Genomic DNA, 24,494 nt, shown 5'->3' with positions numbered 1-24,494 from the left:
AGCGTGCGGATTGATCGCACGCGAGTCGAATCGTCAGTGTGCCAGACGCCACCGGTGCGTGCCGGCCATGCGTGCCGACGATTCACCGTCAGATGGGGGCCTGCAGCGCGCTTTCAATGGACGGAAAGTTGCGTGCACGTCGACATGCCGATCGCGTGCCGATTTGTGTCGAATTGCAACTAGACGCGATGCAGCCAGCCGAGCCAGTGTTCGATCAGCGGCGCACGCGACCACAGCGATTGCGCGAGCCACAGCGTGCCGGCCCAGGCGGCGGCCACGACGATCAGGTCGCAATGCCCGCTGTTCCACAGGTTGAGCGAGTGGCGCCGCCAGATCCACGGTACGCCGAGCGGATTGGGCCAGTCGGCGAGCAGATGCATCACGCCGCCGCAGGCGAAGCCGAACAGCGGCGCGGCCCATGGCGGATGCGGATGATGGATGAGCCCGTGCCAACCGAGCGCAAGCAGCGCGACCCAGCCGATGCCCCAGTGCGTGAGGGTGCGATGCGTGATCCACAGGCGGCGCTTGCGGCTCCACCATGCGACTTCGAGCCAGTCGGGCGCGGTGCCGCCCGCGACGCCCGCCGCGAACGCGGCGAGCATGCCCGAGTGCCACGGGCCGGTTGCGCCGGTTTGCGCGACGAGGACGGCGGCGGCGACGCCGGCCGCGACGCCGGACGCATGATGCGCATTGTGTGATGCCATAGGAAGCGAGACGGGGAAACGTGAAGCGGCGCGTGCACGAAACGATGATGCGGCGCGCAAGCGGGGCGCTATCTTCGCAGATCGGCCTGTGCCGCGGGCGGGTCGTTCGCAGATTTTTTTGCATCGGTGGCGAGGGCCGCCGCACGGTTCGCAACTTTCGGTTTTGTGCATTGCGCGATGGCGTGCACCGTAGGGGAAGGTCGACCGATCCCCATGCGCGTCGCGGCGCCGCAACGTGAGCACGCGTACACAACCGGCACGCTTTCGTCGCCGCCGTGTGTTCGACCCTTTTTGTCCCCCTATACTACGAAGCCGGCATATGGCCGTCGGCGCGCCAGCGGCCATCCGCGGATCAGGTGCTCGTCGCGCCTGAAGGAGATCCACATGGGGGACATGCAATGACTACGCTGAATCGCTTCAAATCATCCGCCGCCGTGCTGGCGACGGTGGCCGGCATCGGCTTCCTGCCGAACGCGCCCGCCTATGCGAAAGGGCCGCAGCCCGCGGTCCTGACGAGCTCCGCGGTGGCGGTGGCCGACAAGTACAGCGCGGATGCGGCGGAGCGGATCTTCAAGGAAGGCGGCAACGCGATCGACGCGGCCGTTGCGATCGCGTTCACGCTCGCCGTCACGTACCCGGAAGCCGGCAACATCGGCGGCGGCGGCTTCATGACGATCTACAAGGACGGCAAGCCGTACTTCATCGACTACCGCGAGCGTGCGCCGCTCGCCGCGACGAAGGACATGTACCTCGACAAGGACGGCAACGTCGTCAAGGGCATGAGCCTGTACGGCCCGCGCGCGGTCGGCGTGCCGGGCACCGTGGCGGGCATGTGGGAAGCACAGAAGCGCTTCGGCAAGCTGAAATGGAAGCAGGTGCTCGCGCCGGCGATCCACTATGCGCGCGACGGCTTCGTCGTCGACGAGCAGCTCGCGCAGCGCGGCGTCGACGCATCGAAGGAGTTCGGCGGCAAGACCAACTTCGACAAGTACTTCTCCGGGCTGAAGGCCGGCGCGAACTTCAAGCAGCCCGATCTCGCCGACGTGCTGACGCGCATCGCGGACGGCGGCGCGGAAGGTTTCTACAAGGGCAAGACGGCCGAGCTGATCGCCGCGTCGATGAAGACCGGCGACGGCAACGGGCTGATCACGACCGAGGATCTCGCGCAGTACCGCGCGGTGTGGCGCCAGCCGGTGCAGGCGAAGTGGAACGGCTACGACGTGATCACCGCGCCGCCGCCGAGCTCCGGCGGCATCGGCCTCGTGCAGCTGCTGAAGATGAAGGCCGACCTGAAGCAGGACTTCGAGGGCGTGAAGCTCAACTCGCCGCAGTACATCCACCTCGTCGCGGAAATCGAGAAACGCGTGTTCGCCGATCGGGCGCAGTATCTCGGCGATCCCGACTTCTACAAGGTGCCGATCGCGCAGCTGACCGACGATGCGTACATCGCGAAGCGCGCGGCCGAGGTCAACCCGAAGGAGCCGTCGGACACGAAGAGCGTGCAGCCCGGCCTCGGCACGACGATGCCGGAGAAGGCCGAAACGACGCACTTCTCGGTGGTCGACAAGTGGGGCAACGCAGTGTCGAACACGTACACGATCAACGGCTACTTCGGCTCGGGCGTGATCGCCGACGGCACCGGGATCGTGCTGAACGACGAGATGGACGACTTCTCCGCGAAGCCGGGCGTCGCGAACATGTTCGGCGTGGTCGGCAGCGACGCGAATGCGATCGAACCGAAGAAGCGCCCGCTGTCGTCGATGTCGCCGACGATCATGACGAAGGACGGCAAGGTGTCGCTCGTGATCGGCACGCCGGGCGGCTCGCGCATCTTCACGTCGATCTTCCAGGTGATCAACAACATCTACGACTTCAAGATGCCGTTGAAGGAAGCCGTCGGCGCGATGCGTTTCCATCACCAGCTGCTGCCGCCGAACACGATCTTCTGGGAGCCGTACCACCCGATCGAAGGCGAACTCGCGAAGCAGATCGAGGCGCGCGGCTATACGCTGAAGGGACAGGATTTCAGCGGCGACATCCAGGTCATCAAGATCGACGGCAAGACGCCGGAGGCGATGGCCGATCCGCGCGGGCGGGGCGTGACGCGGATCATTCGTTGACGTTGACGTGAATCGTGCGTGCGCGTCGGCGACAGCGGCCGCGCGCGCCGTTCGGCAGCCGGTGTTTCGATCCGGCTGCCGAATTTTTTCAGCCGGTCGTTCGGATGATGCCCCGCGATCCGCGCGGCAATGGCATCGCGCGCATCCTCGAAGCAGTTGTGCCCGACAGCCAGCCGCTCGATCGGCGCGGATGGAAACAGTGCAGTAAAGAGCGGCAGGAAGTGTTCGGCGCCAAATGTTCGGTCGGCGTCTCCCCAGATCGCGCGCGCAGGCTGTTTCCGTTGCTCGTCGCTGCGACAGTGGGGCGACGATTTCTTCTTCGAACCGGATGAGGCACACGTGTTGCGCGTCGGCCGGAAAACCGGGCTGTCGGTCAGGAAACCGGCGTTGCGTTCGCAGGGCGGGCGCGTGCCGGGGCCGGATGACACGGTCGTGCCGCCGCCGCCCGACCCACGCGCGGCGAGCCGGCGGGAGTCGCGCGCGCGGGCGGCGGGTTGCCCGCATGCCGCTTTCGATGGGCGTGGCCGCCTGTTTTCATGAATTTGACGCGCGACGCTGGGATAATGGCCGAGTTTGGCTGCGTCAATGATGGAAGGAGGCCCCATGGGCGACAACGATACCCGCACCGAGACCGACGACCGTACCGATACGAACTCGATGGAAGCGCGCCAGCGCCGTTTCGAGGAGGATCTCGTCGACGCATACGACGAAGAGCTCGAAATGGAGCTCGACGACCGCCGCTTCGACGACAGCGGGAACCTGCTGCTCTCGCCGGAGCGTCGCCAGGCGCGCAAGGAATATTTCCGCGAGTTGTTCCGCTTGCAGGGCGAACTCGTGAAGCTGCAGGACTGGGTGGTGAACACCGGGCACCGGCTCGTCGTCATTTTCGAGGGGCGTGACGCGGCCGGCAAGGGCGGGGCGATCAAGCGCATCACGCAGCGCCTCAACCCGCGCGTGTGCCGGGTCGCCGCGCTGCCCGCGCCGAACAACCGCGAGCGCACGCAATGGTACTTCCAGCGCTATGTCGCGCATCTGCCGGCAGGCGGCGAGATCGTGCTGTTCGACCGAAGCTGGTACAACCGCGCGGGCGTCGAGCGCGTGATGAATTTCTGTACCGACGACGAGTACGAGGAATTTTTCCGGTCGGTGCCCGAGTTCGAGAAGATGCTCGTGCGCAGCGGGATCCAGATCGTCAAGTACTGGTTCTCGATCACCGATCACGAGCAGGAGATGCGCTTTCAGAGCCGGATCGCGGATCCGCTGAAGCAGTGGAAGCTGAGCCCGATGGACCTCGAAAGCCGCCGCCGCTGGGAGGCTTATACGGCCGCGAAGGAAGAGATGCTGCAGCGCACGCATATTCCCGAGGCGCCGTGGTGGGTCGTGCAGGCCGTCGACAAGAAGCGCGCGCGGCTGAACTGCATTCACCATCTGCTCGGCCAGGTGCCGTATCACGAGGTGCCGCGCCCGACCATCGATCTGCCGCAGCGCGAGCATCACGAGGATTACATTCGTCGGCCGGTGCCCGACAGCATGATCGTGCCGGAGATTTATTGATCGGTTCGCGCCGGTCGATCGCGAGGCGATGAAGCGCGCCGCTCGATGCGGCGCTTTTTTTTCGGGGTGGCCGCTTGACGGCGGGCGATTCGGCCCGACCGGGTCTTACCGTCTTTCGGAGTGTCGGACGAACAGCCTCGACAGCGTGCTTCTAGGTGCGCGTCGATATGCGTCGACGCCGTCGAAACGGCGCGATTCCGACGCATTGGGGAAAACGACGCGCGCCGAGCGCTCCAGGCTTGCGCTGCTCGGGCCTGTCGCCGCAACGGCTCAAATCTCCGGAAACCCCGAGCGCCCCTGCGTCAGATCGAACAGTTCGCCTCTTGCCGCGGCTTCGGCGGTTTCGGGCAGCTTGATCACGAGCTTCACCGTCATCCCGTACGCGCTGTCCACCAGCGCGTAGCCGGCCTGTTCGATCCAGCGACGCACGCGCGCCTCCTCCGGGTAGCCGATCTCGATCGTGAGCCGCGTGTGCCGGATGCGCTCGACGCGCTCGGCATCGAGCAGCGCCGATGCGATCGCGTCCGTGTACGCCCGCACCAGCCCGCCCGCGCCGAGCTTCACGCCGCCGTAGTAACGCACGACCGCACCGAGCACGCCGTCGAGGTCGTGATGGCGCAGCACTTCGAGGATCGGCCGGCCCGCGGTGCCCGACGGCTCGCCGTCGTCCGACATGCCCGACTGGCCGCCCGCCAGTAGCGCCCAGCACACGTGGGTGGCCGCCGGATGCTCGTCGCGCAGGCGTTGCAGTACCTGCATCGCGGCATCGCGATCCTCGACGGGAACGGCATACGCGATGAAACGGCTCTTGCGGATTTCGAGTTCGCGGGTGTAGGCGGTGGCGAGCGAGTAACTCATGCGTCGCGGCGCGGAAAGCGTTGGGAAATCAAGGCGATGATGGCTGGTGGATGCTTTTGACGTTGGCCCGGGGGCGGATGGATATCGTCGGCCCATGCGCGGGGCGAAGACGCGATTTTACCGTGGCGCGCGTCGAGGCATTTCGACGCCGGCACAACACGGTTCAGGCGACGTGCCGGATACGAATCGACGAAGCGCGCCGGGGATCGATGGGGGCGGCTCGACCTGTCGCGGAGTACGGTCAAGCGCGTTGCAACCGAATTTCACGGCAGCGAGCGGATCTGGCTCGTCAACCGGGATGCAGGGCAATGGGCGGTTATTCGTCAGTCGGATACACGGCCGACCGGGATGGCGTCGGATGCGTATTCCGGGGTGCGCGAAGAGGACCAACCGACCTGCAATATCTCGCAACGGCGACTCGCTGCCGTCGCCCGCTCGATCAGGGGCGCAAGCGCGGAGCCACTTCGTTCATCGGTTCGTCCGACGCATGCATGTCGCTTTCCTGCGAGGCGTTCAAGTCGGTTCGTCGAACCCGCGCGCGGCATCAACGCACGCCAACCGACGACCGTAGCGCCGCGCCCAGCGTACGCAGTGCCTGCCTGGCTCGTGCATCGGTCAGATTCGAGTGGAGCACCACATCGCGCGTGGGAAGCGGCGGCAGCCCGTACCGCGCACCTACGTCGACGGTGCCGGCAGGCGCGACGCGATGCCCGAGCGCCGCGACGGCAAGCCCCGCGGACACCGCCGCGCCGATCGTCGCCACGCCGCCGCCGACAAAGACTTCCGTCCATGCGACACCGGCTTGGTCCAGCGCGTCGACCGCCATGCGGCGCACGCTGCATGGTTCGGCCTGCGTGGCGAGCCGCAGCGGTTGCGGCGGATGGTGCTCGAAATCGGCCGCCGCCATCCAGCCGAACGACTCCGACAGGATGGTTTCGCCGTCGAGCCGCCGGCTGTCGTGCTGCAGCGCGACGGCCGCATCGAGCTGGCCGCGATCGAACGCCTCGAGCACGTCGCGCGACGTGGCGACGCGGATCTCCAGCACGAGCGCCGGCTCCGCTTCGCTCATTCGCCGCAGCAGCATCGGGAGATCGGCGCCGACGACATGGTGGCTGACGCCGATGACCAACCGTCGCTGGCTCGTGCCGAATGCGCTGATTGCGCCGTGGTGAGCGGCCACCAGTTCGCGCGCCGGTTCCAGGAACGCTGTGCCGTCGGCCGACAGGCGAACCTGGCGCGGCGTGCGTTCCAGCAGGCGGCGGCCGAGCCCGTCTTCCAGCCGCTTGATCTTCAGGCTCACCGCGGACTGCGTCGTGTCCAGCGCTTCCGCGGCCCGCGTGAAGCTCTTGAGATCGGCGGTCAGCACGAATGCCTGCACGGCTTCGACGTCGAGCGTTTTCATCGCACCCTCGTTCATTTCAGAATCGAATCATTGAAATATTCTGCCATCGTCTTTTCAAATGATTCAAGGTCTTCTACGCTGCCTTCATGTCGTCCGGAATTCCGTGGATTTCTTTCGCCAGGAGTCGATCATGCTGACCGCGTACTACGTGCACCGCCTGCCGGCGGACTACGACCTCGACATCATCCGCAATCGCGTGCACGAGCGCGGCCGGCTGTGGGACGACACGCCGGACCTGCTGTTCAAGGGCTTCCTGCTGCGCGAGGCCGGCCGTCACGGCGCGACGGAAAACGGCTATGCGTCGTTTTACCTGTGGCGCAACGAACAGGCGTTCGCGCGGTTCGTGACGGACGGCCGCTTTCGGGTCGTGACGGACAGCTTCGGCCGCGCGCCGATCGACACGCAGGTTGTGCTCGACGCACGCAAGGGCAGTGCGTCGACGGGACGTTTCGCTCGTCTGGAAACGATCGAGATCCCGGCGGACGCCGATCTCGACGCGACGCTGGCGCGGGAGATCGCACGCAATCGCGACGCGGCGGCTCGGCAGGGCGTGGTTGCGGCGGCCGTCAGTGTCGATCCGCTGCGCTGGCGGTTGACGCGTGCGCTCGTGACGGAACACGAACCGGACGACGGCGGCGCGGGCACGGTGTACCAGGTCCTGCATCTGGCGAAGCCGCTGCTCGACACGCTGGAAGCGGGCGGCGCGTGATGGCCGGCATCGCGTCGCGATTGCCGGCCGGCGTGGTGATCGCCGCGCATCTGGCGGGGGTGGTGGCGGGGATCGCCGCGATTGCGGCGCTTTCGACGCTGCTGGCGCTGTTGCTCAGGTAAGCGCTTCGGCGCAGCCGGTGGTCGACGCGGGAGCGCCGCGCCTGCGATGCATGGCGCCCCCGGTCGCTTCATCGTCGCTCGGTCAGTGGCCCTGCAAGCGGATGTCGCGCGACGACGCGCCGACGTACACGGTCCCGCCCGGGACGACCCGCCAGCCGTTGCGCGACGTATCCCAGACGCTCTGCATCCGCGGCGACACGGTCACATGCACACGCCGCGCTTCGCCCGGATTCAGCCGGATCTTTTCCCAGCCGACCAGCCGCTTCGGCGGCTCGTCCTTGTACGGCACGCCGAGATAGACCTGCGGCGTTTCCGCGCCGGCAACGCGCCCGTCGTTGCGCACGGTAAACGCAACGCTCAGCGAGCCGTCCCATTGCTTCGACACCGACAGGCCCGAATACGCGAAGTGCGTATACGACAGGCCGTAGCCGAACTCGAACATCGGCTTGATGTTGCGCGCGTCATACCAGCGGTAGCCCATGTTCAGCTTTTCCGCGTACACCGGGTCGGTCTCGAACGTGCCGTTTTGCCCCCACGTCGGCGAATCCTGATCGCGCGCCGGGAAAGTCACGGGCAGCTTGCCGGACGGGTTGACCGCACCGAACAGCACGTTCGCGATCGCCTTGCCGCCGGCTTCGCCCGGATACCACGCCTCGACGATGGCCGACACGTTGTCCTTCCACGGCATCAGCACCGGGTTGCCGCTCTGGACGACGACGATCGTATGCGGATTCGCGCGCGCGACGGCTTCGACGAGCGCATCCTGGTTCGACGGATTCGCGAGGCTCAGGCTCTGCAGATCGCCGAAATCCTCGCCGGCCGGCTGCGCGACCACGACGATCGCGACGTCCGAGCGGCCCGCGAGCGCCGCGGCCTGATCGATCTCCTGCTGCGTGTACGCGCGGAACGGCGACTGCTGGTCGCTGTTGCCCGCATACGTGACCTGCGCGGCCGGCGCCAACGCGCGGATTGCGGCGACGATCGGCACGTCGACCTTGAGCCACGGATTGCGCCACCAGCTGCAGCCGGTCGACGACCCGAACGTCAGGCCGCCGCAGCCTGCGAACGAACCCGATACGGGATCGCGCGTGTTGCCCGAACCGCCGCCGGACAGCACGGCCGCATCCGCATGGCCGCCGATCACGGCGATGCGCGACAGCGCCGACGCGACGAGCGGCAACTGGTTGCCGTCGTTCTTCAGCAGAACGATCGACTGCTCGGCGGCTGCCTGCGCGAACCGGTTGCCGGCCGCGAAATCGATCGTGCCGCCGCCTTTGGCCGGATCGTCCATCACGCCGACGCGGATCATCACGGCGAGCTTGCGGCGCACCATGTCGTCGAGGCGTGCGGTCGACACCGAGCCGTTCGCGATCGCCTGCTTGACGGCCGCGGGCGTCAGGTAGACGCTCGGCCCGACGTCCTCTTCCTCGTCGAGCCCGGCGTTGATCGCGGCGGCGGTGCTGTGCGTCGCGCCCCAGTCGGACTGCACCTGGCCCTGGAAGCCCCATTCGTTCTTCAGCACGTCGTTCAGTAGATGAGAGTTCTCGCACGCATAGGTGCCGTTCAGGCGGTTGTAGCTGCACATCACGCTGCCGGGCCGGCCGCGCTTCGCGGCGATCTCGAACGGCAACAGATACAGCTCGCGCAGCGTGCGTTCGTCGATCTGCGTATTGCCGCCCATCCGGCCGTGCTCCTGCTCGTTGCCCGCGTAGTGCTTGATCGTGGCGATGACCTTCTGTCGCTGCGTGGCGAGCGTGCGTTCGGCGAGCAGGTCGCCGGCCAGTAACGGATCCTCGCCGAGATACTCGAACAGACGGCCGCCGCGCGGCTCGCGCGCGAGGTTGGTGCCGCCGCCGAGGCCCATGCCGAATCCCTGCGCGCGCAACTGGATCGCGACCTGCTTGCCGAAGTCGTACGACAGCCGGCGATCCCAGCTCGCCGCGATCGCGATCGTCGCCGGGAACGTCGTGCTGGCCTGCGACGTGCTGCCGGAGCCGGTCGCCGAATCGACCATGTTCAGATCGGGAATGCCGAGTCGCGGCACGCCCTGGATGTAGCCGGCGCCGCCGCCCGGCACCTTCGACATTTCGTATTGCGAATGAATGAATTGAAGTTTCTCGTCGAGCGTCATCTTGCGCACGAGCAGGTCGGCGCGCCGTTGCGCGGCGGCCGATGCGAACGCGTCGGTGGCGTCGCCCTGCGCATTGAAATCGGCGTCGCCGGCGTAGGCGGTGGTGCAGAGGGTCGCTGCCAGCACGACGGCCGGCCAGAGGGTGTCCCGCATGTTGCTCTCCATGATCGTATTGCCGGTTGTTCGGATGATGTCTGGAGCTGCGCGCGCCCGGTGGATTCGCACCGGACGCATTCGGCTGGCGATGCAGGGTGGTTGCGCGTCGGCATGCCAGGCCAGGCGGGGAATCGTTACGGCCGGTTGGGCTCGACCGGTCAATGCGGGCGGCGACGCGTAGGCCGCCCGACACTGTCGAATCGGATGTAGCGATTCTCTGCAACGACAAATGGTATGAATGTAGTTTGACTACAGCATCGGTGTTTCTACCGATACGTGCGATCTTTATTTCGTAGGGGCGCGCGGCGGGGTGGAAAGGCGGTCATCGTTCCCGACGGCGGAGGCGGGGCGAGTAAGAAGTACTTGGAGGCAAGCGGTTTTGCGGAGGAGTGCGTCGGGATGGCGGCCGACTCGTTGCGTGCGCATCGAACGCGGGGAGGTGTCATGCGAACCCGCTCCCCGCGTGCGGCCGGCCTGGCTACTTCGTGACGAGTGCGCCGGTCAACCCCGCGCTGATCGCCGGCAGCAGCAGGTTCAGCACGCGGCTTGCGCGGACGAGCCCGGTGTTGTCGACATACACGACATCCTTCGACGCGAGCGGGAACTGGTTCGCGAGCAGCATCGACACCGGCGACTGCATGTCGAGGTGATAGATGACGGGCGCGCTGTCGGCGGCCTTGCGCAGCACGAACACCTGCTTGGCATTCGACGTTTGCTGGTTGAGCTGACCGGCCTGCGTGAGCGCTTCGCTCAGCGTGAGCGAACCGTCGCGCAGCGGCGCGACGGCTTGCGGCCTGACCACTTCGCCCATCACGTACACGGGATTGTCGTCGCGCGCGCTCACATGCAGCATGTCGCCGGGCTTCAGCATGATGTCCGCCGGGTTTTTTCCCGTCTTCATCATCTGCGCGACGTTCAGCGGATAGATCGTGCCGTTGCGGGTGAGCGTGATGCGGCTCTGATCCGCGGTCGGCGCAAAGCCGCCCGCGCGGCTGACGGCTTCGATCAGCGTCATCGGAATGTCGTTGATCGGCTGTGCACCGGGATTACGCACTTCGCCGTCGACGTAGACCTGCGTGGCGCGGAACGACGCGACGCGAACCGTGACCTGCGGCTTCACGAACACCTTGGCGAGTTCGGTCCTGACCTCGTGCTGGAGCTGCGCGACGGTTTTCCCGGCCGCGTGGATCGGCCGCGGGATATACGGAAACTGCACGTTGCCGTTGCCGTCGACGACGAAGCCGGGCGCGGCGTCCGCGGCCTTCGTGTTCTGCACCGGCTGGCCGGCGGCCGTCGCGAATTCGGGGTGATCCCACACCGTGATCTGCAGCACGTCGCCGGCGCCGATCCGGTACATGTCCGCCTTCGCGAACAGGTTCGGCGCAATGGTCGCGCCCGGCGCACGTTTCTGTGCGGCGCGAATCTGCTCGATCTGCGTCAGGTCGATCTGCTTGACCGGCACCTGCATGTCGCTGGTGACGTCGCCGTTGTCGGCGGTCGTGACCGGCAACGCGGTCGAATTCATGTGCTGCCCCGGCACCGTGCAGGCGGACAGCGTCGCGATGGTCGCGAACGAGAACGCCATGCACATGCGGCGCATGACGGTGCGAGGGTGGCCCGGCGCCACGGAGTCCAGCGGTTGAGCGATTTTCATTTTTGTGTCCAGCATCGTTGAATCGATTGTTACGTTATCCGGATCGAATCGAAGGTGCCTGTCGCGCCTTCGCTTCGTTCTGCACATCGTGACGACACTCGCGGGCGGCATTCGGGCGCACGGCGATCCACGCGTCGTTCATGGCGAGGCGGCTCCCGGCATCGATTGTCAAACATTGCCAATGACGGCAGGAAGTCGTCATGCGTGGCGGGGACGTGACGGCGATTCCGACGCAGGTTCGCACGTCGCCGTGCCGCTCGCGAACAGAGCGTAACGCAGGTTGAACGCCTGGATCGAGCGGTGGCGGCTTAATGTAAGCCATCGCACGCAGCGCGCCGGACATCTATCGCATAGTGGCGCCAACGAACATGGTCGTGCATTCCCGACCGAATGTGCGGAGGCGCGAACGGCATCGTGCCGGCGTCCGACTCACTGTCTGCGAGAGATTTCATGACACGCTTCATTGCCCGTTCGAGGGCGCCTTTGCGGTTGGGTCTGGGCGGCGGCGGAACCGACGTGCCGCCTTATTCGGACCGGTTCGGCGGTCTGGCGCTCAATGTCACGATCGAGAAGTTCGCGTATGCGTCGATCGCGCCGCGCGACGACGCGAAGGTCGAACTGGTGGCGGCGGATACGGATACGCGCTGGATCGGCCCGGTGTCGCCGGTGCTCGACGTGCAGAAGGGGCTCGGGCTGCATGTGGGCGTCTACAACCGGATCGTGCGGGATTTCCACGGCGGTCATCCGTTGGCCGTCACGATCACGACGTGCTCCGAAGCGCCGCCCGGCTCCGGGCTCGGCTCGTCGTCGACGATCGTCGTTGCGCTGGTCAGGGCATTCTGCGAACTGCTGTCGCTGCCGCTCGGCGAATACGACATCGCACACCTCGCGCACGACATCGAACGAGAGGATCTCGGGCTCGCCGGCGGCAAGCAGGATCAATACGCGGCGACGTTCGGCGGACTGAACTTCATGGAGTTCTACGGCGATCGCGTGATCGTCAATCCGCTGCGGATCAAGCAGGAAATCAAGGCCGAGATGGAGGCGTCGCTCGTGTTGTATTACACCGGCGTATCGCGCGAGTCGGCCAACATCATCAAGGAACAGAGCAGCAACGTGACGGAAGGCGTCGTCGATTCGCTGGCCGCGTTGCACGAGGTCAAGGATGAAGCGGTACGCATGAAGGAAGCCGTGCTGCGCGCCGATTTCGAAGCGTTCGCCGCGTCGATGCGCGACGCGTGGGAATCGAAGAAGCGGATGGCGAAGAACATCTCGAACTCGATGATCGACGATCTGTACCGCGTCGCGGTCCGGGCCGGCGCGAAGGCCGGCAAGGTGTCCGGCGCGGGTGGCGGCGGCTTCATGATGTTCTTCGTCGATCCGGTCGAACGGTCGGCGGTGATGCGCGCGCTGGACGCGTACAACGGGATCAACGGCCAGGTGCTCAACTGTACGTTCACCGACATCGGTGCGCAGTCGTGGAGAAAGAATCAATGACGATCGGCGTGGAGAGCGAAATTCGCCAGACGCTGTCGGTGCTGACGGCGCTCGTTTCCGACCGTGAGCAAGTGGCGCGGATCGAACAGGTGGCCGAACGCGTGACGGAAGCGCTACGGACAGGCAACAAGATCCTGCTCGCGGGCAACGGCGGCAGCGCCGCGGACGCGCAGCATATCGCGGGCGAATTCGTCAGCCGTTTCAACTTCGACCGGCCGGGGCTTGCGGCGTTCGCGCTGACCGTGGACAGCTCGGTCATGACCGCGATCGGCAACGACTACGGTTACGAGAAGCTGTTCGAGCGTCAGATTCAGGCGACCGGGCGCCCCGGCGACGTCTTCTGGGCGTATTCGACGTCGGGGCGTTCGCCGAACATTCTCCGCGCGCTGGAAGTGGCCAGGACGGCCGGCATGGTTTGCGTCGGCTTCACGGGCAACGGACCCGGCGCGGCCGAGATGCGCACGCGCGCCGACATCTGCATCGAGATTCCGTCCGCGTCGACCCCGAAGATCCAGGAAGGGCATCTCGTATGCGGCCACATCATTTGCGGCATCGTCGAAGAGCGGATCTTTGCATGAACGCGATGCTGCCCTGCCTGATCCTGGCCGGCGGCCTCGGCACGCGGCTGCGCCCCGTGTTGGGCGACGCACTGCCGAAGGCGCTCGCGTCGATCGACGGCGAGCCGTTTCTGGGCTGGATGCTGCGCGGGCTCCAGCAGCAGGGCGTGACGGAGGTCGTGCTGTCGCTCGGCTACGGCAGTGATCCGATCAAGTCGTTCGTGACGTCGCGCGACTTCGGCATCGCGATTTCCGTGATCGAGGAAGACGAGCCGCTCGGTACCGGCGGCGCGATCGTTCATGCGCTGAAGGCTCACGGCGCGCGCGACATGATCGTGATGAACGGCGATACGTGGTCGAACCTGGATCTGCGCGCGTTGTCGGCGTTCCATCGTGCGACGCGCCCCGATCTCGTCGTGGCGGCCACGTATGTCGACGATGCGTCGCGCTACGGCACGCTCGAATTCGATGCGACGTCGCGCAGGCTGTCGGCATTCCGCGAGAAGCGGCCGGCACGGGGCTACATCAATGCGGGCACGTATGTCGTCGACGCGAGCAGGCTGCTCGGTTTCGCGCTGCCGGCGAAATTCTCGTTCGAGCAGGATTTCCTGGCCGAACGCGCCGACGCGCTCGACATCCGCGTATTTCCCGAGGTCACGTCGTTCATCGACATCGGCGTGCCGGCGGACTACCGGCGCGCGCAGACCGCGATTCCGCCGATGCTGGAGACCGGAACCAGTGAAGCGTAAAGCCCTGTTCCTGGATCGCGACGGCGTGATCAATATCGACTACGGTTACGTCCACCGGCCGCAGGACTGCGTGTTCGTGGACGGCATCTTCGATCTCGTGCGGCTGGCCAATGCGAACGGTTACCAGGTGATCGTCGTGACGAACCAGGCCGGGATCGGCCGCGGATATTTTTCGGAGTGGCAGTTCGCCGCATTCATGGACTGGATGCGCCGCAGGTTCGACGAGCGTGGCGCAAGAATCGACCGTGTCTATTTTTGCCCGCATCACCCGGTGGCCGGGATGGGCCGCTACCGGCAGGCATGTGCATGCCGGAAGCCGCAGCCCGGGATGCTGCACGACGCGCGGCGCGAGCTCGACCTCGACCTGTCGGCGTCGATCCTGGTCGGCGACAAGCCGTCCGATCTCGAGGCCGGTGCGTGCGCCGGCGTCGGGCGCCGTTTCCTGTTCGTGGGCGACCGGCCGGGCCCGGTGCGAGCCGATCCGGCGGCTGACGTCGTCGCGCGGCTGTCCGACATCGGTGCGGCGCTGCAACCCACGGGTGTCGTCGCGGCGGGTGTATAGCGGGTCGCAGCCTCGACGGCTGCATGCCGAGATGAAACGAACGAGGACTCGACGACGGCTTGCCGGCCGTTGCGCCGATCGGGCAAGCGCGAGGCATCCAGGCTCCCGACGCAGTGCGCTCCGGCCGGCACCGAAGGGTTTCCAGCCGGATTTTCAAAGACATGAACGTGAATCACAACGCGCGTAAGGCGGCGAAGCCAGCCGGATCTTCCATTCTGGAGTTCAGCATGAAGATGGACCGACCTGCATTGACCGGGCATCAGAACGAACCGAAACAGGCTGCCGGACATGCGACGCGGTTGTCGCCGATCGATTTGCTGGAGAACGTGCTCGACAACGGGCGCCTGTTTGCGGCCGTGTTCGCGGCCTGCCTGCTGCTCGCGATCGTCTATGCGATCGCGGCGACGCCCGTGTATTCGGCCGACATGTTGATCCAGATCGAGGAGAACAAGCCCAGCGCACTGGGGTCGCTGTCGTCGATCTCCAAGGCGCTCGATATCCAGAATTCGGCGGTGGTCGGCGAAATCGACATCGTCCGTTCGCGCTCGGTCGTTCTCGAAGCGATGAACGCGACGGCCGCACAGGCCGAGGTGTCGGTCGAGAACCGGTTTCCGATCGTCGGCGGGCTGATCGGTTCGTTCCTGCCGAAGGACGCGAACGGCCTCGTCGACGCACCGCTCGGGATGTCGTCGTGGGCCTGGGGCGGCGAGCGTCTGGAGTTCAGGACGTTCGAGGTGCCGGCCGCGCAGATCGGCAAGCCGCTGACGTTCGACTATCTCGACGGCAACCGCTTCCAGCTGACGGACCGCGGCGGCCAGGTGGTGCTGAGCGGTGTGGTCGGCGTGCCGAGTGCGAACGACGGCTATCGCGTGGACGTCGCACAGATCGTCGCGCGCCCCGGTGCGCAATTCAGGGTGCGGCGCATCGCTACCGACGTGCGTCTCGACGCGATCCTGAAGAAACTCGGCGTGATCGAGACGAAGCGCCAGTCGGGCATCATGCAACTGAGTTTCGAGGATCCCGACCCCGTCTTTGCCGCACGCATGCTCAATGCGATCGCCGCGGCCTACCTGAACTTCAACGCGAGACGCCGTGCCGACGATGCGGAGCGCAGCCTCACGATCCTCAACGCGCAGATGCCGATCGTCAAGGCGCGGCTGCAACAGGCCGAGCAGGCGCTGAACACGTTTCGCAACCAGCAGGGGTCGATCGACGCGCAGGGCGATATCCGGCTGCTGGTCGAGCAACTGGCGCTCGTCGACAAGTCGCGGCTCGAAACCCGGCTCGAGTATCAGGATCTGCTGTCGAAATACGTGCCGGGGCAGCCGCAGGTCGTTGCGGCGGCCAACAAGCTGAAGGAACTCGACAAGCAGGCTGCGATGTTGAAGGACAAGGCCGCGCGCCTGCCGTCGCAGCAGCAGACGTACTTGCGTCTTGCGCGCGACGTCGAGGTCAACAACCAGCTCTATGTCGGATTGCTGAACAATACGCAGCAGTTGCAGATCGCGGAGGCCGGCACGGTCGGCAACGCATCGATCGTCGACAAGGCGGTCGCGAGCGACAAGCCGATCCGGCCCAAGCGCCTGATCGCGATCCTCGCCGGTGCGGTGATCGGGCTGATGCTCGGGTTTCTCGCGGCGCAGGGCCGTGCGCTGCTGGCCGGCCGCATTCGCGATCCGAATGAGCTGGAAGCGGCGCTCGGCATCCCGATGCTCGGCGTCCTGCCGAAATCGCGCCGTCAGGCCGATGCGGATGCGAATCGCACGCCGGCCTTCATCGCGACGCAGGAGTCGGCCGACGAACCGCTGGCCGATGCGATGGACAGCCTGGCGCTGACGTTGCGACACCGGCTGGCGGCCTATGGCGGCGACGCGAAGGTCGTGCTGGTGTCGTCCGCAGCGCCCGCGCAGGGCAAGTCGATGATTGCCGCCAACCTCGCGTACCTGTTCGCCGAGAGGGGGCTCAAGACGGTGATCGTCGATGCCAACGTGCGCGCGCCGGCGCTGCATCGCTATCTGCCGGTCGCCGCGACGCCGGGCTTGTCCGACGTACTGAAGGGCGCGCTGCCGGCCGACGAGGCGATCACGCGCGTGGCCGGGAAGCTCGATGCGCTGTCCGCCGGCACTCAGCGCGCGTCGACGCGCAACCTGTTCGACGTCGCGCGTCTCGACAAGCTGGTCGTGTGGTTGCGCAGCGGCTACGACATGGTCATCGTCGATGCGCCGTCCGTGCTGCCGGTGGCCGACATCGCGGCCTTGTCGCGCGTGGCCGACATGACGCTGTTGGTGGCGCGCCAGGGTTCGGCGAACTCGGCCGGCATGGCGGACGCGCTCGACAGCCTGCGCAAGATCGGTGTGCGCATCGACGGGCTGGTGTTCAACGGGTTCGAGCCGTCGCCGTTGCACGGCGTACGCCGGATCGGCGCCGGCTTCGCCGCAGCGCGCGCCTGACCGCTCGGGAGGTGTCGATGCAATCGGGCGAGGAGGTGCAACGCATGAGCGATTCGATGGCGGGCAACGACGGGCTGCGGCGCGAGTCGCCCGCGGTGCGGGTCGTGTGGTTTCTCGGCCCGCGGCCGGTGAGCTGGAACGGCGTCATGCGATACAGCCTCAAATGTATCGATTTCATCCCGGCATTGGCGGGATTCGACGTGGAGCCGGTCGACATTCCGGCCGAGCCGCGTTCGTTCCTGCGGTACTGGACGCAGTTCGTGCTGTATCCGCTGCGTGCGATCGCGGCGGCGCGCGCCGGACACTTCGTGATGCTGTACCAGGAAGACCTGGCCTTCATGATTCCGCTGATCCGGTGGGCGGGCGGTCGCGTCGGCATCGTGCTGCATCATGTGCAGCGTCCGGGCCAGGTGCGCGGCGTCGTCGAGCAGTTGAAGAATGCGTACATGCGATTGACGCAGTCGCTGATCGCGACCGCGGACGTGGTGCTCGCGCCGTCGGACGTGACCGCGCAGGAAGCGCTGGCGGAGCTGCGCATCCGCGCCGACCGGATACAGGTCGTTCCCAATGCGTTCGACGATCGCTATGCGCCGATCGACGCCGCGGTGCGCGAACGGGCGCGCGCGATGCTGCTCGCGCGCTTCGGCATCGACGTCGGCGACGCGCTGGTGGTGCTGAACGTCGGCTCGGACGAGACGCGCAAGAACAATGCGACGCTGTTTCGCGCGCTCGCGTCGCTCGGGCGCAAGGACGTGATGGTGCTGCGGGTAGGCAGCGCGCACAACCAGGCCAACCGCGACGAATGCCGCAGCATTGCCGCGCAGGCTGGCATCGCTGCCCATTTCGTCGAGAACGTCGGCGACGAGGATCTCGGCTACTTTTTCCAGGCGGCGGATCTGTACGTATCGCCGACGTTGCACGAAGGCTTCGGTCGCACGGTGATCGAGGCGCAATTCGTCGGCGTGCCGGTCGTCGCGTCCGATTTGCCGGTGTACCGCTACACGATGGGCGAGTCGTTCGTGGCCGTCGCCGATGCGATGGATGCCGCCGAATGGGGCCGGCAGATCGAACGCGTCGCCGGCGACCCGTCGCTGCGCGCCGGGCTGGTGAGCGCCGGGCGGGCGAACGCGCGGCGTTTTTCGTCCGGCGCGGTCAGCGCGCAACTGCACGATGCGCTGGAGCGCGCCGTGCATGGCCGGCCGCGCGCCGGCCGGGCACAAGCGTGAAAGAGGCGGCGATGCGAACGATTCAGGCCGACGGCCGAACCGCGGCGCTCACGGGCGTGGCCGTATCGACGCTGTTCGTGCTCGCGTTGAGCGTCAATGCGATGCTGCCGGCGCTCGGCGCGATGGAACCGAGTGCGACCTGCACGTTGCTGGTCGCGGTCGCGGGCGTGATCGCGCTGATCGTCGCGCGGCCGGTGTTCGCCGTGTCGATCCTGTACACGCTGGTGATCGGACTGACCGCGTTCGTTGCCGGCGTAGGGATCGAGTCCGGCGGATTCCTGCGGGAAACGGACATCTTCGGCGTCGCGAACGGCGCGTTCAGCCGGCTGCTGTCGTTCTATGTCGTTTTCATCGCATGCGCATTGTTCGCGTTCGACCGCATCCTGAACGCACGCTCCGGCCATCCGCCGATCCGCGCGCGGATGACGCTTCAGCCGATAAGCGTGGCGCTCGGGCTGGGGCTGGTCGGCGCGATCCTCGCGACGGGCGTGCTGGCCGGCCTGACGGGCGGCTTCGCGGTGCTGAGCGGCGTGAATCGTTACGCGCTGCGCAACGACGCGTCGAACAGCACGCTGTTCAACCTGTTCCTGAACAACCAGACCTTCGTCGCGGTGCTGCTCGGCACCTTCTGCACGAGTTCGGCGCGGGTCGTACGCTGGACGTCCGTGTGCCTGCTCGTCGTCGATCTGGTGCTGGAAGCGTTGCACGGCGAACAGTTCATGGCCGTGCTGCACGTATGCCTGACCGTCCTGATCCCGTTCATCGCGATCCATGCGATGAACGGCAAGCCGGTGATGCGCTACCTGGGAATCGGCTCGCTCATCGCACTCGTGATCGGCAGCGTGTCGGTGTTCTACGCGTACCGGGGGCAGGGGCTCGACGTCGCGGAGACGGTGGTGTCGCGGTTTCTCGAACAGGGGCAGGCGTGGTACGTGGTGGACGGCGACGCACACCTGTTCGGCGCGCCGACGTTCGGGGGCATGGCGGCGTTCGGGCGCTTCGTCGATTCATTGGGTTCGTTCACCGAGCCGACGTTCTTCAGCGATGCGCCGGTGAGCGGGCTGCGCGACCTGATGCTGTCGTACGGCACGCCCGAGATCCTCAAGGCCTACGTGTTCGACGACGTGACGTTCACGATGGGCAACATGGCGGTGCCGGTCTACTGGTTCGGCTATGCGGGCGGCGCGCTGTTCATTGCGCTGACGGGCGCGATCTACGGCGTGGCGAGCGCGATGCTGATCCTGGTCGCGATGCGCGGCGGGGTCGTGATGCTGTGGTTGGCCACGAAGATCTTCGCCTACGCGACCTATGCGATGCAACAGGGCGATTACTGGACCTTGTTCGGCGCACGCACGCTGTTCTATCTGGCGATCGCGCTGATCTGGTGGCATTGCGTCGACGCGCGGCGCGTGCACGCCGATGCGATGCGGACGGGGACATCTTGAACGCGTTCGTCAGGCTTCTGTTTTCGTCGTTCGCGGGCGTGGTGTGCGAAAAGATCATCGGTGCGTTAGCGGCGATCGCGAGCAATCACCTGTTTGCGAACATCTACGGCGCGCGGCTGTTCGGCGAGCTGCAGTTCGCGTTGTCGCTGGCCTACGTGATCGGCAGCGTCGCGCTGATTTTCGGCGCACAGGTGATCCAGCCGATCCTCGGCAAGCACCCGCGCCTGCGGCACATGGTCGTCTACCGCGCGTTCCGCCTGCGGCTCACGCTGACGCTGGCCGTCATGCTGCTGTTCATGGGGGTCGTGGTGATCGTCATGCGGCCGTCGAGCGTATCCGAGCTCACGTTGATCGCGGCCTTTGCGTTGATCGTGGAGCCGATCGCGCTCGGTTCGCTGATGGCCTACGCCGAATCGAAGCCGTGGGTGATCACGCGGGCGCGGGCGTACGCCAGCTGCGTGCGGGTGCTGTGGCTGTACATCGCGGCACACGCGTCGCTCGGCGTGATCGTCGCCGCGTTCGCATGGCCGCTCGAGGCTTGCGTGGCGGCCGCGGCGCCGTTCAGCCGTTATCGCGAGCTGGCGTTGAAGACGCCGAAATCGTTTCGCGGCAGCGCGGCCGTCACGAAAGCGCTGGTCGTGCGCGGGCTGCGGATCTGGCCGGCCATTGCGGCCAGCGTGCTGGTGCTGCGCATGGATCGGCTGCTGCTCGGCGTGCTGGTGTCCAAGGCCGATCTCGGCATCTATGCGTCCGCCGCGTCGCTGGTCGAGCAATGGAATTCGGTCGGCACGACGCTGGCGCTGGCCCTGGCGCCGAGCATGGTTTTTTCGGCGCGGACCGAGCCGCTCGTGCGCGCCAAGGCATTGAAGCTCGGTCTCTATCTCGGCCTCGTCGGCTGTGCCGCGTGGGTCGGCAGCTACTTCGTCGGCCGCAAGGTGTTCCTGATGATCTACGGGCCCGCGTTCGTGCAGGGCGTGCCGATCATGATCTACGCGACCGGCTGCGCGATCGCCACGTTCATCGATGCGGGGCTGAGCACGTGGCTCCTGGCCGTGCGGCGCTACCGGCTCATCATGATCAAGCAGGTGCTGATCGTCGCGGCGATCGTCGCCGCGCCGTTCGTCATGCCGCGCACGCTGGTGATGTATGCGCCGTCGACCGGCATTGCGGTATCGCTCGTGGTGTTCTGGTGCGTGGTGCTCGGGAATCTCGCGTTCACCCGGGAGCGGCCATGAGCCGGCGTGCAGGCGGTCGTTCGCCGCGCCGGCGTGGATTGGCGGGACATGGAATCGGGAAGGTTTCGGATCGTAGGGGAGGTCACTCGTGAAAAACCGGGTGCTGATGGTGATGACGCGGGACATTCCGCAGGACGTATCGAACGGACGGGAGCGCACGTTGAGCTTCATCCGGAAGGCAATCGGCGACCACATGGACGTAACCGAATTCAAGATCCGCTCGGTGTTCGAGGACGGCGGCTGGCGCGCGAAGATCGGCGCGGCGGTGCGGGTCGGATGGAGCGTGTTGCGCGGCGCGCCGTGCGCGCTTCAGGTGGCGATGTTTTCGCATCCGCGCAAGCGCACGGCGCTGCTGCGCGCCGTCGAGGCGATCAGGCCGGACGTGATCTATTTCGACGGCATCCGGCTCGTCGATTACGCGATCCTGGTGCGGCGCAGCGTGCCCGGCTGCCGGATCGTCGTGGATTTCGACGATCTCATGTCGCGCCGCGCGAACATCCTGCGCGAGCAGGATTTGCCGTTGTCGGCCGGGTATCTGGAGAAGTCGATTCCGGGGCCGTTCGTCAGGCTCGCCAACGCGAGGCTGGTTCGCAACGCATTCCTCGGCTATGAAGCATTCGCGCTGAAACGGCAGGAGCGCGCGGCGATCGGCTCGTCGCATGCCGTCACGCTCGTTTCGACGGAGGACGCGCAGTCGCTGCGGCGGTCCCTCACGAACGACGAGGCCGTGAAGACGCACGTGATCGCACCGCCGATGCATGCGCTGGTGCCGATGCGGCGTCCGGCGGCGCCGTTCCGGTTCGTCTTCATCGGTTCGGACCGGCAGTTGCAGAACCGGCTCGCGATCGAATTCCTGGTGGCGTTGTGGGCGCGTATCCGGCCGGCCACGCCGCTGGTGATCTACGGGCGCATGGCCGGCCGGTACGCACCCGTTCCGAACGTCGAGTTCGCCGGGTTCGCGCCGACACAGGCGGATGTCTACACCGAGTGCTCGATCGCGTTGTGTCCTGCTTTTCTGCGTGGCGGCATCAAGTCGAAGGTGCTGGAGGCGGTTTCGTACGGTTGCGTGCCGGTCGGCAACGAAGCCGCGTTCGAAGGACTCGGATTCCACGACGATGCGCTCGCGATGAGCGACACGAGACTGGAGCGGTTCGTCGCCGATCCGACCGCGGATCTGGATCGCGTCGTGGCGGCGGCCACGCGCTTCGCCGCGTACTGCGAGCAGCATTTCAGCATGCCCGTATTCGATCGTCGGTGGCGCGAGCTGATCGCGCCGCCGGCAGGCAGCCCGTCGTGACGGGCGCCGCAACGAAGAGGAGGGCCCCGATGGCGTGATCCGAACGGCTCGCGGGCGGCCGGCTTCCGGACCTTGCATGTGCGGCATGGATACCGGAAAGGGGAAGGCTTCCGCGGGAGATTTGCCGTCCTGCGGCCGACCGGTTCAGCGGTCGGGCCGCAGGGCGCCGTACCCATTCTTCACCGATACCTAATAGAAAATGAGACCGATCATATTTGACGGGCGGTTCGGATGGCTGCATCCGGGCAGCGGGACGCGGGGTGTCGTCCTGTGCAACGCGTACGGACACGAATCCGTCTGGAGTCACGGCGGCATGCGGAATCTGGCGGATCGCCTGTCCGCGCGCGGGATGCCGGTGCTGCGTTTCGATTACCGCGGCACCGGCGATTCCGCCGGGGCCGATGGCGCGAACGACCAGTTCGAAACGGCCGTCGACGACGTGTGTGCGGCCATCTCGCGATTGCGCGAGGAAACCGGCGTGACCCGCGTGACGCTGTGCGGCCTGCGGCTGGGCGCGGCATTCGCGCTGCTTGCGGCGGACCGGGACGACGTCGATCGGCTGGTGTTGCTGGCGCCGGTGGCGAGCGGGCGCAGCTACGTGCGCGAGCTGTCGATCATGCGCAATATCTGGCTCGACCAGTTGCCGGCGCCGCTGCGCGCGGCCCAGCCGCAAGACGCGCCGCTCAACGTGCTCGGGCAGGTCTACAGTGCGGCGTTCCGTACGCGGCTCAATGCATTCGACGCGATCGACGCGTTGAAGGACCGCACGGGTGCGCCGGCATCGGAAACGCTGATCGTCGACATGAGCGGCGGCGGTACCGAACCGCTGCGCAAACGGCTCGAAGCGCTGGGCGGCAAAGTCGAGCAAAGGCCGTTCGAAGGCTATGCGGCGTTCATGCAGGAAACGACGTTCTCGCGCTTGCCGACGCGCGTGTTCGATGCCGTCGTCGACTGGATCGCGGCCACCGATGGCCCGCAGCGACCGGCGGCGCGCACCGCGCAGAAAACGGACTGGGAGCCCGACCTGATGCTGCGCACGCCGGAAGCCTGCGAGCAGCCGGTTCGATTCGGGGCGGCCGGCCGCCTGTTCGGCATTCTGTGCACGCCGCACGAGATGCACGACCGGGGGCCGGTGGTGCTGATCACGAACACGTCGGCCAGTCCGCACGTCGGCGACAGCCGGCTGTCGGTGCGGATCGCCCGCGAGCTCGCGCGCCGCGGCATCGCGTCGCTGCGGTTCGACGGACGCGGGATCGGCGACAGTTCGCCAGCGCAAGACGGCGCGCCGCTCGATGCGCCCCAGCCGGTCTATTCGAGCGCCGTCGTCGACGACGTCGCGACGGCAGCCCACTGGTTGAAGGAGCAAGGGTATCGGCAGGTCGTGTCGTTCGGCATCTGCTCGGGCGCATACAGCGCGTTGCGTGCGGCGCTCGCGGGACGCGCACTGTCGGGCGTCATATCGGTGAACCTGCAGCGTTTCCACATGCCCGACGGCATCTCGACCGACGCGCTGCGCGAGCATCGTCCCAATTCGATGGCCGGATACCGGTCGTCGTTCTTCGAGCTGAAGAAGTGGAAGCAGGTGCTGAGCGGCGATCGAAAGATCATGCCGTTCGTCCGGCTCGTGCTGAAGCGCTCGACGACGACGCTGGCCGTGCGAATCGGCGCATGGCGACGCCGGATCGCCGGCTGGTCGTGCGCGGACACGACCCCGGTCGATCCGCACGAGATCCTGCGTGCGCTCCAGCGCAAGGAGGTGAGCACGTTGTTCGTCTGCGGCGCATACGACAGCAGCCTCGATCTGGTGACGATGTATTTCGGCCCGCGCGGAAAGCGGCTGTCGCGATTTGCCGGTGCGCGCGCCGTCGTACTCGACGATCTCGATCACAGTGTGTTCGGTTCGCATGCCGCCGACGCGGTGGTCGGGCTGTGCAGCGAATTCGTCAAGGGGCTCGAATCGCGTCGCGCGACGGCGGCGACGATCATCAACGCGGAGTCGCCGGCATGACCGGACCGACGCGGGGCTGTGTCACATGTCGCACAGTCGCTGCACCGGTGCGGTGATA

The 24,494-nt window shown here is 66.5% G+C and carries 19 protein-coding genes and 1 pseudogene; 14 read left to right on the top strand and 6 right to left on the bottom strand.

Annotation, left to right across the window (positions count from 1 at the left end):
• Positions 1-179: 179 nt before the first annotated feature.
• Complete coding sequence (locus WT24_RS25420) at positions 180-704, bottom strand: metal-dependent hydrolase (protein ID WP_059789390.1); 525 nt, start codon at positions 702-704, stop codon at positions 180-182.
• Between the two features lie 398 nt (positions 705-1,102).
• Here WT24_RS25420 and ggt point away from each other — a divergent pair, with 398 nt between their 5' ends.
• A complete protein-coding gene (gene ggt / locus WT24_RS25415; RefSeq protein WP_011547886.1) occupies positions 1,103-2,824 on the top strand; it encodes a gamma-glutamyltransferase in 1,722 nt (573 codons plus the stop codon).
• Between the two features lie 88 nt (positions 2,825-2,912).
• Here the strand turns inward: ggt and WT24_RS33635 are convergent.
• Positions 2,913-3,105 (bottom strand): annotated as a pseudogene (locus WT24_RS33635) (alpha/beta hydrolase); the annotation flags it as partial.
• Between the two features lie 322 nt (positions 3,106-3,427).
• On the opposite strand from WT24_RS33635, the gene ppk2 reads away from it, so the two are divergent.
• A complete protein-coding gene (ppk2, locus tag WT24_RS25410) occupies positions 3,428-4,378 on the top strand; it encodes a polyphosphate kinase 2 (protein WP_059789391.1) in 951 nt (316 codons plus the stop codon).
• Between the two features lie 270 nt (positions 4,379-4,648).
• Here ppk2 and WT24_RS25405 read toward each other — a convergent pair whose 3' ends face one another.
• Positions 4,649-5,236, bottom strand: coding sequence for a YigZ family protein (locus tag WT24_RS25405; RefSeq protein WP_060036197.1), 588 nt, complete (start codon positions 5,234-5,236; stop codon positions 4,649-4,651).
• Positions 5,237-5,780: 544 nt separating this feature from the next.
• Positions 5,781-6,638 carry a LysR family transcriptional regulator gene (locus WT24_RS25400; RefSeq protein WP_059500701.1) on the bottom strand — a complete coding sequence of 286 codons (858 nt, stop codon included), beginning with the start codon at positions 6,636-6,638 and terminating at the stop codon, positions 5,781-5,783.
• A gap of 130 nt (positions 6,639-6,768) precedes the next feature.
• Here WT24_RS25400 and WT24_RS25395 point away from each other — a divergent pair, with 130 nt between their 5' ends.
• Entirely contained in the window at positions 6,769-7,347 is a 579-nt protein-coding gene (locus tag WT24_RS25395) for a DUF4865 family protein (RefSeq protein WP_179949394.1), read from the top strand.
• Positions 7,344-7,469, top strand: a complete 126-nt coding sequence (locus WT24_RS35480; RefSeq protein ID WP_257127250.1) for a hypothetical protein — start codon at positions 7,344-7,346, stop codon at positions 7,467-7,469. The genes WT24_RS25395 and WT24_RS35480 overlap by 4 nt, the downstream gene beginning before the upstream one ends.
• A gap of 82 nt (positions 7,470-7,551) precedes the next feature.
• Here WT24_RS35480 and WT24_RS25390 read toward each other — a convergent pair whose 3' ends face one another.
• Positions 7,552-9,753: a glycoside hydrolase family 3 C-terminal domain-containing protein gene (locus tag WT24_RS25390; protein WP_059500872.1), complete on the bottom strand. Its 2,202-nt coding sequence runs from the start codon at positions 9,751-9,753 to the stop codon at positions 7,552-7,554.
• Positions 9,754-10,234: 481 nt separating this feature from the next.
• Positions 10,235-11,410, bottom strand: coding sequence for a polysaccharide biosynthesis/export family protein (locus WT24_RS25385; RefSeq protein ID WP_060036195.1), 1,176 nt, complete (start codon positions 11,408-11,410; stop codon positions 10,235-10,237).
• Between the two features lie 450 nt (positions 11,411-11,860).
• Here WT24_RS25385 and WT24_RS25380 point away from each other — a divergent pair, with 450 nt between their 5' ends.
• The 10 genes from WT24_RS25380 to WT24_RS25340 all read left to right on the top strand — a co-directional run bounded on the left by WT24_RS25380 (position 11,861) and on the right by WT24_RS25340 (position 24,436).
• Complete coding sequence (locus tag WT24_RS25380; protein WP_034206207.1) at positions 11,861-12,907, top strand: dehydrogenase; 1,047 nt, start codon at positions 11,861-11,863, stop codon at positions 12,905-12,907.
• Complete coding sequence (locus tag WT24_RS25375; RefSeq protein ID WP_059500698.1) at positions 12,904-13,485, top strand: D-sedoheptulose 7-phosphate isomerase; 582 nt, start codon at positions 12,904-12,906, stop codon at positions 13,483-13,485. Before WT24_RS25380 ends, WT24_RS25375 begins: the two co-directional genes overlap by 4 nt.
• Complete coding sequence (locus WT24_RS25370; protein WP_257127560.1) at positions 13,482-14,213, top strand: nucleotidyltransferase family protein; 732 nt, start codon at positions 13,482-13,484, stop codon at positions 14,211-14,213. Before WT24_RS25375 ends, WT24_RS25370 begins: the two co-directional genes overlap by 4 nt.
• Positions 14,203-14,775: a D-glycero-beta-D-manno-heptose 1,7-bisphosphate 7-phosphatase gene (gene gmhB / locus WT24_RS25365; protein ID WP_060036193.1), complete on the top strand. Its 573-nt coding sequence runs from the start codon at positions 14,203-14,205 to the stop codon at positions 14,773-14,775. Before WT24_RS25370 ends, gmhB begins: the two co-directional genes overlap by 11 nt.
• Before the next feature lie 227 nt (positions 14,776-15,002).
• A complete protein-coding gene (locus WT24_RS25360; protein ID WP_082742290.1) occupies positions 15,003-17,225 on the top strand; it encodes a GNVR domain-containing protein in 2,223 nt (740 codons plus the stop codon).
• A gap of 44 nt (positions 17,226-17,269) precedes the next feature.
• On the top strand, positions 17,270-18,451 hold the full coding sequence (locus WT24_RS33630; protein ID WP_179949392.1) for a glycosyltransferase: 1,182 nt from the start codon (positions 17,270-17,272) through the stop codon (positions 18,449-18,451).
• An 11-nt stretch (positions 18,452-18,462) separates the two neighbouring features.
• Complete coding sequence (locus WT24_RS25355) at positions 18,463-19,896, top strand: DUF6418 domain-containing protein (RefSeq protein WP_060036221.1); 1,434 nt, start codon at positions 18,463-18,465, stop codon at positions 19,894-19,896.
• Positions 19,893-21,131, top strand: coding sequence for a hypothetical protein (locus tag WT24_RS25350; protein WP_082742288.1), 1,239 nt, complete (start codon positions 19,893-19,895; stop codon positions 21,129-21,131). Before WT24_RS25355 ends, WT24_RS25350 begins: the two co-directional genes overlap by 4 nt.
• Before the next feature lie 88 nt (positions 21,132-21,219).
• Complete coding sequence (locus WT24_RS25345; RefSeq protein ID WP_059789396.1) at positions 21,220-22,428, top strand: glycosyltransferase; 1,209 nt, start codon at positions 21,220-21,222, stop codon at positions 22,426-22,428.
• A gap of 199 nt (positions 22,429-22,627) precedes the next feature.
• Positions 22,628-24,436, top strand: a complete 1,809-nt coding sequence (locus WT24_RS25340) for an alpha/beta fold hydrolase (RefSeq protein WP_059789397.1) — start codon at positions 22,628-22,630, stop codon at positions 24,434-24,436.
• Positions 24,437-24,494: the final 58 nt, after the last annotated feature.

This window comes from Burkholderia sp. MSMB1078WGS, assembly GCF_001528895.1.
In the GTDB taxonomy this organism is placed as follows: domain Bacteria; phylum Pseudomonadota; class Gammaproteobacteria; order Burkholderiales; family Burkholderiaceae; genus Burkholderia.
This window is presented reverse-complemented; position numbering and strand designations above follow the sequence as displayed.

Excerpts from the sequence above, each read along its gene's own strand:
- WT24_RS25340 (WP_059789397.1), top strand. The coding sequence starts at position 22,628 with ATGAGACCGATCATATTTGACGGGCGGTTCGGATGGCTGCATCCGGGC.
- WT24_RS25355 (WP_060036221.1), top strand. The coding sequence starts at position 18,463 with ATGCGAACGATTCAGGCCGACGGCCGAACCGCGGCGCTCACGGGCGTG.
- WT24_RS25375 (WP_059500698.1), top strand. The coding sequence starts at position 12,904 with ATGACGATCGGCGTGGAGAGCGAAATTCGCCAGACGCTGTCGGTGCTG.
- ppk2 (WP_059789391.1), top strand. The coding sequence starts at position 3,428 with ATGGGCGACAACGATACCCGCACCGAGACCGACGACCGTACCGATACG.
- WT24_RS25400 (WP_059500701.1), bottom strand. The coding sequence starts at position 6,638 with ATGAAAACGCTCGACGTCGAAGCCGTGCAGGCATTCGTGCTGACCGCC.
- WT24_RS33630 (WP_179949392.1), top strand. The coding sequence starts at position 17,270 with ATGAGCGATTCGATGGCGGGCAACGACGGGCTGCGGCGCGAGTCGCCC.
- WT24_RS25390 (WP_059500872.1), bottom strand. The coding sequence starts at position 9,753 with ATGCGGGACACCCTCTGGCCGGCCGTCGTGCTGGCAGCGACCCTCTGC.
- WT24_RS25420 (WP_059789390.1), bottom strand. The coding sequence starts at position 704 with ATGGCATCACACAATGCGCATCATGCGTCCGGCGTCGCGGCCGGCGTC.
- WT24_RS25360 (WP_082742290.1), top strand. The coding sequence starts at position 15,003 with ATGAAGATGGACCGACCTGCATTGACCGGGCATCAGAACGAACCGAAA.
- WT24_RS25380 (WP_034206207.1), top strand. The coding sequence starts at position 11,861 with ATGACACGCTTCATTGCCCGTTCGAGGGCGCCTTTGCGGTTGGGTCTG.
- ggt (WP_011547886.1), top strand. The coding sequence starts at position 1,103 with ATGACTACGCTGAATCGCTTCAAATCATCCGCCGCCGTGCTGGCGACG.
- WT24_RS25395 (WP_179949394.1), top strand. The coding sequence starts at position 6,769 with ATGCTGACCGCGTACTACGTGCACCGCCTGCCGGCGGACTACGACCTC.
- WT24_RS25370 (WP_257127560.1), top strand. The coding sequence starts at position 13,482 with ATGAACGCGATGCTGCCCTGCCTGATCCTGGCCGGCGGCCTCGGCACG.
- WT24_RS25385 (WP_060036195.1), bottom strand. The coding sequence starts at position 11,410 with ATGAAAATCGCTCAACCGCTGGACTCCGTGGCGCCGGGCCACCCTCGC.
- WT24_RS25405 (WP_060036197.1), bottom strand. The coding sequence starts at position 5,236 with ATGAGTTACTCGCTCGCCACCGCCTACACCCGCGAACTCGAAATCCGC.